The sequence below is a fragment of the Peribacillus sp. B65 genome, from assembly GCF_058513295.1.
In genome coordinates, this window is record NZ_CP195840.1 from 2,874,602 (window position 1) to 2,888,178 (window position 13,577).

9 protein-coding genes and 2 pseudogenes are annotated in these 13,577 nt (G+C 38.9%); 3 read left to right on the top strand and 8 right to left on the bottom strand.

The window, feature by feature from the left end; all coding sequences use genetic code 11:
- Window positions 1-4: 4 nt before the first annotated feature.
- On the bottom strand, window positions 5-1,222 hold the full coding sequence (gene lhgO, locus ACSR9O_RS14075; RefSeq protein WP_260357708.1) for an L-2-hydroxyglutarate oxidase: 1,218 nt from the start codon (window positions 1,220-1,222) through the stop codon (window positions 5-7).
- A gap of 14 nt (window positions 1,223-1,236) precedes the next feature.
- Window positions 1,237-1,911: a GntR family transcriptional regulator gene (locus tag ACSR9O_RS14080; RefSeq protein ID WP_133346415.1), complete on the bottom strand. Its 675-nt coding sequence runs from the start codon at window positions 1,909-1,911 to the stop codon at window positions 1,237-1,239.
- A 290-nt stretch (window positions 1,912-2,201) separates the two neighbouring features.
- Here ACSR9O_RS14080 and ACSR9O_RS14085 point away from each other — a divergent pair, with 290 nt between their 5' ends.
- Complete coding sequence (locus ACSR9O_RS14085; RefSeq protein ID WP_491724563.1) at window positions 2,202-2,597, top strand: GyrI-like domain-containing protein; 396 nt, start codon at window positions 2,202-2,204, stop codon at window positions 2,595-2,597.
- 323 nt (window positions 2,598-2,920) lie between these two features.
- Complete coding sequence (locus tag ACSR9O_RS14090; RefSeq protein ID WP_101225340.1) at window positions 2,921-3,631, top strand: Dph6-related ATP pyrophosphatase; 711 nt, start codon at window positions 2,921-2,923, stop codon at window positions 3,629-3,631.
- A 588-nt stretch (window positions 3,632-4,219) separates the two neighbouring features.
- Here the strand turns inward: ACSR9O_RS14090 and ACSR9O_RS14095 are convergent.
- From ACSR9O_RS14095 to ACSR9O_RS14105, 3 genes are all read right to left on the bottom strand, one after another.
- Window positions 4,220-4,792 (bottom strand): site-specific integrase, encoded by a 573-nt coding sequence (locus ACSR9O_RS14095; protein ID WP_491724564.1) that lies wholly within the window; start codon window positions 4,790-4,792, stop codon window positions 4,220-4,222.
- A gap of 767 nt (window positions 4,793-5,559) precedes the next feature.
- On the bottom strand, window positions 5,560-6,531 hold the full coding sequence (uvsE, locus tag ACSR9O_RS14100) for a UV DNA damage repair endonuclease UvsE (RefSeq protein WP_491724565.1): 972 nt from the start codon (window positions 6,529-6,531) through the stop codon (window positions 5,560-5,562).
- Between the two features lie 185 nt (window positions 6,532-6,716).
- Window positions 6,717-7,220, bottom strand: a complete 504-nt coding sequence (locus tag ACSR9O_RS14105) for a PCYCGC motif-containing (lipo)protein (protein WP_402937101.1) — start codon at window positions 7,218-7,220, stop codon at window positions 6,717-6,719.
- Between the two features lie 163 nt (window positions 7,221-7,383).
- Between ACSR9O_RS14105 and ACSR9O_RS14110 the strand changes: the two genes are divergently transcribed.
- Complete coding sequence (locus ACSR9O_RS14110) at window positions 7,384-7,611, top strand: YczF family membrane protein (protein ID WP_491724566.1); 228 nt, start codon at window positions 7,384-7,386, stop codon at window positions 7,609-7,611.
- Window positions 7,612-7,979: 368 nt separating this feature from the next.
- On the opposite strand, the pseudogene ACSR9O_RS14115 reads toward ACSR9O_RS14110, so the two are convergent.
- The 3 genes and pseudogenes from ACSR9O_RS14115 to pulA form a co-directional block, all read right to left on the bottom strand.
- Window positions 7,980-8,501: pseudogene (locus tag ACSR9O_RS14115) on the bottom strand (helical membrane plugin domain-containing protein); the annotation flags it as partial.
- Window positions 8,494-11,457: a formate dehydrogenase subunit alpha gene (gene fdhF / locus ACSR9O_RS14120; RefSeq protein ID WP_491724567.1), complete on the bottom strand. Its 2,964-nt coding sequence runs from the start codon at window positions 11,455-11,457 to the stop codon at window positions 8,494-8,496. The pseudogene ACSR9O_RS14115 and the gene fdhF, both read right to left, overlap by 8 nt.
- 176 nt (window positions 11,458-11,633) lie before the next feature.
- Window positions 11,634-13,520 (bottom strand): annotated as a pseudogene (gene pulA, locus ACSR9O_RS14125) (type I pullulanase); the annotation flags it as partial.
- Window positions 13,521-13,577 lie beyond the last annotated feature (57 nt).

The window sequence follows — 13,577 nt, forward strand, 5'->3', positions numbered from 1 at the left end:
AATATTATTTTGTCAATACTGCTTCCAATAAGTGTGATTGTTCCGGAATGCGGGTAACAACCTCTTTTCCAATTTCAATGGAGGCTGTTGCTGCAGGTGACGGTGCATTACAAACATGAATGGTCCGTTTCCCCATTATAATATGAAAATCATCCACCATATTACCATCATCCTGTAACGCCTGTGCCCGGACTCCGGCAGGTGCAGGGATTAAATCATCTTCTTGAATTTCCGGAATCAATTCCTGCAGGCTTTTCGTAAATTGCTTTTTACTAAAAGAACGGACATATTCATCCATCCCTTCCTTCATGAATTTACTGGCCAGTTTCCAAAAACCTTTATAGCTTAAAACTTCAGTTAAATCCTTCGCATTGAAGTCAGTTTTTTTATAACCTTCACGTTTGAAACTTAGTACAGCATTTGGGCCAGCATCTACTTCGCCGCTAATCATCCGTGTGAAATGAACTCCTAGAAATGGAAACTTAGGGTTAGGTACCGGATAAATTAAATGATTGACAAGAAAGCGCTTTTCGGGCTTCAATTTAAAATATTCACCGCGAAACGGGACAATTTTCATATCAGTTTTATACCCCGCGGCTGCTGCGATACGGTCACTGTGCAATCCAGCGCAATTAATGACTATCCTTGCTTTTATTGTCCCGTTGTTCGTAGCGATGATGACTTCATCAGAATCCTCGTCAATCTTCTCCACCTTTGTATTCAGCTTGATTTCACCGCCGTTGCCTCGGATGATATCCGCCATCTTTTCACTTACCTGACGATAATTGACGATGCCAGCTTGCGGGACGCGAATCGCTCCAAGTCCATTAACATGCGGTTCAATTTCCTTTAACTCTTCCACACCGATTCTTTGGATAGCTAGCTCATTTTGTAAACCGCGTGAAAATAAATCATCAAGAAGGGGCAACTCTTCTGGTTTTGTTGCAACAATGACCTTACCGCAAATATCATGATCAATTCCATGCATCCTACAGAATTCCGTCATTGATTTGCTTCCTTGACGGGCAAACCGTGCTTTGAAACTGCCTGGTTTATAATAAATTCCTGAATGGATGACGCCGCTGTTATGCCCCGTTTGATGATCTGCAACAACAGCCTCTTTTTCAATGACTACCACTTTAGCATTAGGAAACCGCTGATAAAGGGCCATTCCCGTCGATAAACCTACAATTCCCCCGCCAACAATTGCGAAATCATACACAATTAACACTCCTTTTATTGATGATTATTAGTATTCAGCAACTCCATATACGTAATTAAATTGTTCTTAGTCCGTAAGATGTGAAATTCTACTGCTGCCCTTAGTTCTGCAGGATCCCCTCTTAGTGCCGCTTCATATATCATCCGGTGTTCCCGTTGCGTTTCTGGGTAATAATCAATCAGCAAATTCGGCGCAATGGGTGAGATACCCAACGTTTCTACCATTTTTTGAACTCTTGGCCACGGGCACCCTTTTCGGAGGGTTTCATGAAAAGCCGCATTCAAAAGGATATAATGTTCATTGGTTTCATCAGATAACTGAATCCCTTCCATTTCAATCAAAATTCCCTTTAATTTTTCTTTATCCTCCTTTGTTAAATAAGGAAGCGACTTTTCTACAGCAAGGCCTTCAAGCAGAGACCTGGTATGATAAATTTCTTCAATATCATCCCGGGTAATCGGTGTGACGATTGCTCCTTTATGAGGAACCATTTCCACCAACCCCTCCATTTGAAGTTGTGTAAGGGCTTCACGAATGGGCATTCTGCTTACTTCCAGGCGATCTGCCCACTCCTCTTGAATGAGTCGCTCCCCCTTTTTCAACGTCCCATTCAAAATCGCCTTCCTAAGACTTTTCGTTACATTTTTTACGATTGTAGATTTATCTCTTTTAGAATTAGCATTATCCAATTCAGCGTCCACCTTTCGATATTGGATACAATTTAAACTATATCAACTATATAAAGCGATTACAATACTAAATTTTTAATATATTGTATCCAATTTAAATAACACTGGATACAATAAATAGGGTAAACAACTAATTCACATCTGAATATAAATTGGTTCCTCCATTTATATTTAACTTCAATTCACAAAATCCAAACCAGGAACTAACGCCAAAACTTTCCAAAAAATCTCATCATTATGATATCATTATTGTGGTATTCAAATTTATTTAAATAAGGGGTTGCTAGTTAATGAGTAAAGAAGTCTACATGATTGGCGAAATAAGGACTAATAATTTCACCGATAAAAATCTTTTCGAGAAAATCGGATCCCTTTGGAGCAAAATAAATGATTATAATATTGAAAATGATATGAAATATGGGATATACCATCAGTACGAAAGTAACTATCGTGGAGATTATACATTAGCTATAGCCACCGAAACCCCCGTATCGAATGAAAATTTTGTCATTCCAGATCAAGAATACGCGGTGTTTGAGTGTTTACAAGATGAACATTCCATAGGTGAAACCTGGAAAAAGATATGGCAGCTGGAGGAAGAGAAAAAAATAAACAGGAAATATAGCCTGGATTTTGAAAAATATTACCCTGATGGAAAAGTGGAAATACATATTGCAGTTTTATAAAAAGAAGCTACTATGTGAAATAAACCCATAATAGCTATACAATTTAGCTAGCCTTAAGGGCATGAATCGGTCCCCCACCGAGACTCATGCCTTTTTATTTCAGCTTTGTACCCTAGGGATTAATCACGTTATATTGTTCAGTTCATTATAGAGTAGTTTTTTCGGGAAGAACTTCCCTTTAAATCAAGTTTTTTGTATCAGGATGCATTAATATCTTATCTGAAGGCTTCAACCGTGATAAAATCAAACAAATATAGTTATCATAATTCATCTATAAAATAGGAAATTGGCAAAAAGTCATTAGAATAAAGGGGAAAATATGAATGTCAGAATTAATCGATTGGAAAAATAGTGCTCGCGGTCATAAGTTCATAGCATCTTTTAGCGGAGGAAAGGATAGTGTCTTAGCCCTTTATAAAGCAATGAAGATTGGAGAAGCTGTAGGACTTATCGTCATGCTGGAGGAAGAAGGAAAACGTTCCAGATCCCATGGAATGCCTCCGGAACTCATACATGCCCAAGCTGAATCAATAGGATTGCCTGTATATACTGCAGCTGCCAGTTGGACTGATTATGAAAAAGTATTTATGCACCTTTTAGAAAATGCTAAAAATCAAGGAGCAGAAGTTTTAGTAACAGGAGACTTGGATATGCCTGCCCATGGCTGTTGGCATGATAAGGTTACGAAGAATGCCGGGTTGAAGCTTGGAATGCCTTTATGGGAAATGAATCATCGTGAAGCTGTCGAAGAGTTCATGAATCTGGGATTTGTAACGATCATCGTAACCGTTAATTTATCATTGGGAATGACAGAGGATGATTTAGGGCGAACGTTAACCCATGAATACGTGAAGGAACTTGAAGCTCGCGGTATTGACCCCTGCGGAGAAGGCGGAGAGTTCCATACGACCGTAATAGACGGGCCCATTTTTAAACAGCCAATTACCGTTCGTAAATGTGAGATAATCAAGGACGGAGAATATGCTTTTTTGCCTTTGGAGCTAGATAAGATGACGAATATGAGTACCTTATAACCGAACTAATTACCTATTTTAGTGGTAACCACTCCATACTGCACCCCAATTATGAGATTTTCTATAACGATTGAGGTGCAGTTCGAGTCCTTTGACAGTAGGAGAATATCGAGTTTTAGTTAACATAATATTATTATGGTGATTTCATTTTGCAGCAACCATTCATTTCTGATAACTTTCTGTTTCATTATTTTTTAAACAGGAAAATAACAGAATTTCAGAAAAGTAAATGTTTTTAATATACTAAATCGAGTGACTCTTTATAAAAATCAGTACGGTGGTATCAAAAAAAAAGACTATGTATTCTAGTCTTTTTTGAGAAGTCATTCGGTTGATTTAAAACTCTGTCCATTACCTGGCCAAAACTCTTATAATTTTCAAAATCCTCAGTGAAGTAGATTTTCCTAGCAAAAGGCGCGTATCTCATTCCGAGTGCCCTTTCACCTATCCACACCAATGATTCTAGTTTTATCTACCCATTCAGATATATCGAAATAATGTTTTCTCCGAAATAACTCCCCATTGAAGGAATGTGATATCCATATAAAAATAATGAGTACTACAGGAGTTGTACTTCGTCCTTTTCAGTTAATAATAGAAATCCATTAATGTTTCGTCCATTAAATCCTGTGTGAGTCCTATGTAAATCATCGTATCTTTTGGATTGGAATGATTAAGGATTTGCTGCAGTAAAGCGATATCCTTGAATTTTTGGTAATGTAAGTAGCCGAAGGTTTTTCGAAGGGTATGTGTACCTACATCCGGAATGTCTGCCATTTCAGCCGCTTTGTTCAGAACCCGATAGGCCTGTACCCTGGTGATTGGACCATTACCCTTTCGACTTGGAAATAAATACTGATCATTTTTCAGGTTCAATTTCCGGACATACTTCCTAACTTCTTTACGAAGTTGAGGATTGACAAGGAACCGCTTAATTTTATCTGTTTTTTGCTCCACAATGACAATATGCGTACCCTCAAGAATGTCTTTCACTCGCAATTGTAAAAGATCCCCTATACGTAACCCGATGTTTATCCCGATTGAAAACATCATATAATCCCTGTAGCTGCAATATTTTAATAGTGACTTTTTCATTTTTTCTATGTGATCCAACCGGCGTATAGGCTGGACATTTTTAATTCTTTGAGAGGCTGATTGCATGAATGGCTCATTCTCCTTTCCCCTTCTTTCATTGTACGTGAACAGGTGAAAAAAAGGCAAGTTTTATAAATTTTAATACCCTTATAAACCTTGATTTAATGCGTTTTTGAATGTATCAATACAGGTCCTTTGTTACATTCAGAATATTCTTATAAAAATAAACCAGAAAGCACCTATAATCTACCAACCGCCATTAACCGGCTATATAGATTCATAGAGCCTTTTTAACTCCTTCTTGATTTATGACTCCAATAAAGTAAAACAACGCTTTAAAAGCTAAATATGGAGCTTGTTTTTTATGACATTTATTATATTTTTGTACATGCACTATTAAAAATAACTATTTTCCCAATTTTTAACATAGTCTGCTTTCTATATAAAAAAATTTCGATTTCACCATGCAATGGAATATTCGGCCTTGATTTCAATATATTCCTGTAAAAACAAATGAACCTTGGAGAGAGGCAGCGATTTCTTCCAAAGGAAAATGAAAGCTGCTCAAACAGACAACAGAACAACTATCGTATCCTCAATTATAAAAAAATTGCCACTGCCCCCCTGCTAACCAGATTGTTAATGAAGAAGTTTTGCAATAACTTTTATGACTTTTTACCCCCTCGCTCTTTCTAAACAATTTTTCATTGATAACGGAATTCGAATACAGGAATAGCGACCAATCTATTGACGATAATAATGTTATGTAAACACTGGATATTTGATAAAGAGAATCTTATTTACTTCCCTTTGTCATATATTCCCCCAATCAATTAATGAATATAAAAACTGGCATTATCAATAATCTCTATGTCTTTGTGACTTTTCAGCTCATCCATCAACTGGAAAAGTGCTCCATCCTTCTGTTTTGCTTCAATCATGCAATCCAGCTGTGGTAAGCTTCCCTTTATTTGTTGCAAAAATTCCATGAACATTCCAGTATCCACAAAATCAGCATGTGCTCGAAATTCTTTATCGGACCTTGGACTTGAAATATGCATTTTAGGGGGTAGCTTGGAATTACTCCAGGTATTCAATATTCGGTCCCAATGATCTTTCCAATCTTCATTTGGTAACTGATGTGCAAGGTAATGGTGATAATCAAAAACCATTGGTATGCCTAATTTTTCACATAAATAAAGTGTTTCCGACAAAGTATAGGTAGTATCATCATTCTCAAGAATGACCATTCTTTGAATCGATTCCGGAATCAAACCCCAATTATGGATAAACTGCTCTAATGCCTGTACATGCTCGCCATAACCGCCGCCAACATGCAAAACACAGCGGTGCTCGGGATCCACTCCCATTTTTTTTAATAAAGTAAAGTGCATCCTTAATGTTTTTAAGGATGTCTTCAGTATATCGATATTTGAGCTATTCAAGATGACAAAATGATCTGGGTGAAAATCTATCCTCATTTTTGGGTGATTCTTTATGAATGTTTTTAATTTAGCCAGTTCTTCTGAAATAGGATCTATGTAATCCCATTCTGGAATTTCTGGATGATTGGCTAAAGGGATAAGTTTTGAAGAAAGCCTGAAGAACTGAATATTATTAGCTTCGTTATGAATCAGTAAACGCCAGCAATTATGAAGATTGGATATTGAAATGCGTTCGAGCTTCCTTATCGCTGCATCTCTGTCCTTAATTTTAGAAAACTGAGCAAAAGTCATCGTTTGGGATGGTGAACAGTTTGGCACATGATTACTCATGGCTACATAACCAAGACGGATTAATGTCAAAGTATAGCTCCTTTCACGTTGAATGTTTAATGGAAGTATTCCCCTATGAGACCAATATTATAAATGTGAAAGCATCCATGACTCCGAGAAATTAAAAAAACGGCCTTTTTCCGAATGAATATCGGGCAAAAGCCGTATTTTCCAAACACTCATTTTCGCTTGAATTTTTCATACTTTTTTTGTACTTACACTTCAGGAGTAGGAGTTGGTTTGGCATATCCGCTTTTATATTTTTCATCGACTTTATTCCGGATCTCTTTGACGCTCATACCGTCATTCAAGTCCAATATGGATTGCGCAGCAATTTCTAAGCAAACTCCGCATCTTGTCCCGTGGTCATCCCAAACCACTTCACCATTTTTTTTATTCTCATGGATAAAACAATCGTAATTATTTTTATGGTTAGCTGACTCTCCGCAACCGCAGTAACAAGGTATTTTTTCTAGTAAATCTTTATTTTGTGCAACAGCTAAATAGATTGTCTTCATATCCTCCGGTTTTTCAGCTAAGAAATCCGGTGCTATTTCCTTACTGCTGGTCTCCTCCTGAAGGTCTCCAGATACCGTATGCTCTGAATGTCCTTCATGACTGCTTTCTTTTTTCACAACATTTCCCTCTTCACTTGAACAGCCTGAAAGTATTAATGAAGAACAGATTCCCAAAGTGACGGTCATTAATTTTAGCTTCATTTATACACTCCTTGGTCATTTTCATACTCCCATTTTATGGCACACAAAGGCTTATTACAAGCATAAGGTTCCTAAATATAAGGATTTAAAATGACACGACTTCGTGCATATTTTAAAGTATTAACCACACACTTTAAGAAAAAAAGAATGAGGTGATATTGTTGTGAGAGCGCCACTACCATCATTGTTAATTTTATTAGGCACATATTTCCTTATTATCCTCCTTGATGACCTACAGGGCTTGAATATATTGCACTCTTTCTATAGCATCAAACAATATTTGATAGTAGGTCGTGGAGAAGATTACTTTCTGCTCTTGTTATTCACCATAATCTTTTTATATTTGATCTTAATCTCAGCCATCAAAAACCGGCAGCCTCCCTCTTCATGAAGCAGCTGGTTTAATTTTTTGTTTTATATATGCGGTTATCAATAATAAAATGGGGATTCCAATGAGTAAGGGTATATAAAAGCCGATGTTTCCGTATAAGGGAATCATCGGCTTTTATATTTTGGTGGGAATTATTCACCATCTCTCAAGTCAAAGTAAGTTCGATTTTACGTCCGTTTCAATAATATTAACGAGCTACTTTATTTCTTACTTTTAGATAAGGCTAGCGGAATGGTTACAAGAGAAACTCCTGCTGCGATCCAAAACAAGCTGGTGTTTCGTTTTTTTTCGCTTCCGCTTTTACTGGGTATACTCGACCCATATGATTTTCTGGAGGTCGGCCGTTCTATGTCCGCTATTTCATTCGCTTTATGCAAATGCTGATTCTCTGGTAATTGGGTTGTTCTTTCCAAATCGCTTGTATCTTCTCCCATTCCTTTAAGAAAGGTCATCAGAAAAGTCATAGCTTGTTTGACTTCTTGGTCATTCAAGGAACGCAGCAATGATAGGTAGCTTGGCTTTTCCGGCATTTTATCAGACTCTGCCACACGGGCAATCCCTGAATTGATCTTGAGGATAAGCGGTTCAAGCTGCTGAACATTAAGTGTTCCTAACGTGCCAAGTATGAGAAGCAGATTTTTTAGCGTATTTGCCGTTTCTGGGGTGTCTGCTGTCTTGACAAGAATGTTCAGCACTTTGTCCCCTTCCTTCAACAAGCTGTTAACCATTGATAAAATCCCTCGATCCCGCATGCCCTTCATGACTTCAAACGTTTCTTTAATCACTTCTTTATTTTCCAAAAGGGTACGCTCGATATCCTCGAGTTCAATTCTTCTTCTTTCTTCATCGCTAATGGAGATTCGATTGATCACTTTTGTCGCTTTAGCCACGGTTCCTCTCCTCCTTTTTGATCTTCAAGAGGTCACCAGGGAATATATAATCTTTGCGAGCCCATTTTTTTTGTACTTGTACACCTATCTGCGGTTGTGGATTACCATTACGATGGTTGATACTCGGTAATGGATTGTCTCCTTTAACCCTGAGCACTTCCATTTTTGCTTGAACTTCCTTATAGGCAGGAGTATCAGTATCTTTATCTGAATGGCTGCTTGTCAATTGGTTGATTGCCCCGTCACCTGAATCGTTCATTGGCAGATAAACTTCTTTACCTTTTACACGATCCGTAATCAGGCATTGCACTTTTGCATTTCCATATGGTGAAGTAAGCCGAACAAGAGTGCCATCCTCAAGCCCTCTATCTTTTGCCAATTCCCTGGATACCTCAAGGAAGACTTTTGGCGTTTTGGAAGTGATGCCTTTTGATTTATAGGTCATGTTTCCTTCATGGAAATGTTCCAATAAACGGCCATTATTCACATGGATATCGAACTCATCCCCAAAGTCAATCGGTTTGGTCCATTCGACTGGAAATAACCTTGCTTTTCCATCAGGGAAAGGAAAAGCTTCCGTGAATAACAGTGGCGTATCTTTACCAACTGGCGTCACTGGCCATTGAAGACTGTTATAACCCTCCAAGCGTTCATACCTTACTCCTGCATATAACGGTGATAGTTTAGCGGCTTCTTCCATAATTTCACTTGGATGCTCATAATTCCAGCCGGCTCCTAACGAATTAGCGACATTCATTATGATTTGCCAATCAGGCTTTGAGTCGCCAAGCGGTTCAAAGACTTGATAAAGACGTTGAATACGGCGTTCCGTATTCGTGAAAGTACCTTCTTTTTCAAAGCTTGGGCTTGCGGGAAGGACGACATCCGCGAATTCAGCCGTTCTTGATAAGAAGATATCTTGTACCACAAAGAAGTCCAGTTTTTCAAATGCTTTATGGACATGATTGATATTCGAATCGACCAGACCCATATCTTCACCCTTTAAGTACATTGCTTTGATGGTACCGGCATGTATCCCTTCGACCATTTCATGATTATTCAGGCCAGGGTTTTCTGGTATTTTTGCACCCCAGGTGTTTTCATATTTCAAGCGGACCTTTTCATCTGTTACTTTTTCATAACCTGGCAGGCGATCCGGCATACTGCCAAAATCGCTGGCTCCTTGAACATTATTATGGCCGCGTAATGGGTAAGTACCTGTTCCAGGTTTTCCGTAGTTGCCTGTTATTAGCATTAGATTGGAAATTGCAGTACTTGTATCGCTTCCTCCTCCATGCTGGGTAACTCCCATGGCCCAAAGCGTTGCAACACTTTCCACATCATGAATGGCCTCTGCCAACGTAATTAAATCTTCCTTAGCTACACCTGTTACTTTTTCTGCATATTCCATTGTGTAAGGTTCCAAAGTCTTGATGTATTCTTCCATTCCATTTACACGATTTTTGATGAAGTCTGTATCTGCCCATCCTTTGTCGACGATATATTTAGACACGGCCGACAGCCAAATGATATCCGTTCCCGGAGCAGGCTGGATGAAGAGGTCGGAGCGTTCAGCCATTTCATGCTTTCTGATGTCCGCCACTATCAGCTTCTGTTTACCTAGTTTATGGGAACGTTTGATTCTTGTAGCCAACACGGGGTGTGATTCGGATGTATTGGAGCCTATGATCAATACAAGTTCGGACTTTTCGATATCCTTTATGCCCCCTGTATCTCCGCCATATCCAACCGTTCTGAATAGTCCTAAAGTAGCCGGTGTCTGACAATACCGGGAACAGTTATCCACATTATTGGTGCCAATGATTCCCCTAGCCAGCTTTTGCATTAAATAGGACTCTTCATTGGTGCATTTGGAAGACGTTATGAAAGCCATCGAATCCGGACCGTGAGAATCTTTGATTTCAGTGAATTTACGGGAAATCAATTCAAGGGCTTCTTCCCATTCAGCTTCCCTGAACGCATCCCCTTCCCTAATTAATGGTTTTGTGAGTCTTTCTTCACTATTCACGAAATCCCATCCGAATTTCCCTTTTACACAAGTCGAAATTCCATTTGCAGGTGCCTCCACTTGCGGTTCGATCTTAAGGATTTTACGATCTTTGGTCCAAACGTCAAAGCTGCATCCTACCCCACAGTATGTACAAACTGTTTTTGTCTTCTTGATCCTTGCATCCCTCATGGCGGATTCCATATCTGAAATCGCTAAAATCGAACCATAACCCGTTTCAACATTTTTCGTGATTTCTATCATTGGTCGAAGTGTTTGTTTGGCAATGCCGGTTAAAAATCCGGCTTCCCCTTCCATTCCCTTTTCCATCATTGCATTACACGGACATACAGTTGAACAGTGTCCACATGACACACATGAAGATTCATTGATCGGAACATTATCATCCCAAATGACACGCGGGCGTTTTGCTTCCCAATCAATGGTCAATGTTTCGGTGACCTGTACATCTTGACACGCTTCAACACAACGGCCGCAAAGGATGCATTGATCAGGATCATATCGATAGAATGGATTCGACCGATCCACTTCATATGGTTTTTGATCAAAAGGAACACTTTGATGATTTACCTTCATTTCCTTAACCGTATTGTGTATTTCACAGCCGCCATTATTATAATCGCAAACCGTACAATAAAGCTCATGGTTATACAATATCTTGTCCATAGCCATGACCTGTGCTTCTTTTACATCAGGTGCAACTGTATCAATTACATCACCATCGTTGATCTTGGTTGAACAAGACCTTACAAGTTCTCCATTAACGCTCACTAAACATGTATCACATGTTTCGATAGGACCTAGGCTAGGATGGTAACAAACATTCGGGACTTCAATGGAGCTATCCGTCAGCATTTGTAATATTGTTTGATTACCTTCCAGACTGGTCTCTGCACCATTGATTTTTATATGCACTTTCTCTGGCAAACTAATCGCTCCCCTCTTACACAACGAAAAAATTCATCATTTTATATTTTCTACCCCCGCACATTTTTTCTCAAACTTGCGAAAGTAAAAAATGGAAGACTCCTTTTAACCAATTTCATATCAGAAATGAACAAAGTCGAAGTGAGACATAGTATTCACTCACTTCGACTTTATCGTCATTGGTTAGATTTTGCTTTCAATACAAAAGAACTTAAAGGGGCAACGGTTATCTGACTCCCTTTAATCCTTTCTATTTCTTCCAGGCCAGCCCGCTGTCCATCCACTAAAACGGTCCAATTATCTTCGTGGGGAAGAGAAATCGTAATCGCGTCCCAATTTGCATTATGAATCACTGCAATTGTTGAATCTTCAGTTATTAAAGAGAATGCAACCACATTTGGCGGAGCATCAAAGAATTGTAAATGCTTTTCTATTTCTTCGGGTGTGCTTAACCTAAAAACAGAATGATTTTTCCTGAGCGAAATTAGCCCTTTCATATACTCCACTTCCCGATTGAACTCCGCTCTTCTTTTCCAATCCAATCGGTTAATCCAATCAGAAGATTGATAGCTATTTTCATCTCCATCCTTCGTGCGCATGAACTCTTGTCCAGCATGTATCATTGGAATTCCCAGTGACAGTAAGACAATTGCCGAAGCTAATTTATGCATCTGTTTCCTTTTCTCTTCCGTCGCATCTGGATTAGTGATGAGAAGCTTATCCCATAGAGTATAATTATCATGTGCTTCAACATAATTGATCACTTGATCTGGTCTTTGATATGTTGCGATATCATCATCATATTTCAAACCACCAGCAATTCCTTTTTTGATAATATCTTCCATTCCTGGTTTTCCATTCACGAATCCTTTATCATGTTCATTCATTACAAACCCTTTTAAACCATCACGGATCGCATCATTAAAGTGAGCGATTCCAGGCATTTTAAAAGCATTCTTTTGATTTGCTTTCAGCTCTTGGGCCAAGCGGGTATCCATATCCCAGCCTTCACCCAAAACAATGAGGGTCGGATCAATTTCTGCCAGTGCCTTTTTCACTTCATTCATCGTTTCCACATCATGAATCCCCATTAAATCGAAACGGAAACCATCAAGGTTAAATTCCTTCGCCCAATAGGTTACGGATTCAACAATGAATTTGCGCATCATTTTACGTTCAGACGCGGTGTCATTTCCTACACCAGTTCCATTAGATAAGGAGCCGTCAGCGTTATAGCGAAAAAAGTAAGTGGGAACGAGTTTATGGAAGTTTGAGTGCTCCACAGAATAAACGTGATTATAGACAACATCCATGATTACTCGTAAACCGTGATCATGTAAACCTTGAATCATTTCCTTTAACTCACGAATCCTGACTTTTGGTTGATACGGATCAGACGAATAAGAGCCCTCGGGAGCGTTATAATTCTGTGGATCATATCCCCAGTTATATTGTGGTTCATTCAATTTCATTTCATTGACTGTGGCAAAGTCGAATATCGGGATAAACTGAACATGGGTAACGCCTAGATCTTTAATATGATCAAGACCCGTTTTCACTCCTTCTGGACCTTTGGTTCCGGCTTCAATCACTCCTAAGAATTTACCTTTATGATGGATTCCGCTTTCAGGATGAATAGATAAATCCCGTGTATGCAATTCATAAATGACTATGTCCTCAGCTTTTTCGAGAGGTGGTTTATCTCGTGTCCACCTTTCAGGGTTCGTATCTGTTATATCTATCACGACTCCTTTAATACCATTAACAGTAACTGCACGAACATATGGATCGACGGCTTCACTCCAGTTTTCTCCCACTCTCACTTTATATGTATAAATCAATCCATCCTGATCACCGTTCAACTCAATCGTCCAGGTACCTTTTTCCGAACGCACCATCGGAATCTCTATTCCATCTGAATCTTCCCAATGTTTATAAGTAACTAGCTTAGCTTCAGATGCAAGTGGTGCCCATAACCGGAATGCCGTTTTATCTTTAAGATAGGAATTTCCTAAATCTTTGCCTTCATAGAAATATAGTTCATCCAATTCCGACGGGTTTACTGGATTAATATTTGCAATCGGCAGGGATTCCAACTGATTTTCCGTTTCATTACCCGT

Excerpts from the sequence above, each read along its gene's own strand:
- ACSR9O_RS14090 (WP_101225340.1), top strand. The coding sequence starts at position 2,921 with ATGTCAGAATTAATCGATTGGAAAAATAGTGCTCGCGGTCATAAGTTC.
- ACSR9O_RS14105 (WP_402937101.1), bottom strand. The coding sequence starts at position 7,220 with ATGAAGCTAAAATTAATGACCGTCACTTTGGGAATCTGTTCTTCATTA.
- ACSR9O_RS14095 (WP_491724564.1), bottom strand. The coding sequence starts at position 4,792 with ATGCAATCAGCCTCTCAAAGAATTAAAAATGTCCAGCCTATACGCCGG.
- ACSR9O_RS14085 (WP_491724563.1), top strand. The coding sequence starts at position 2,202 with ATGAGTAAAGAAGTCTACATGATTGGCGAAATAAGGACTAATAATTTC.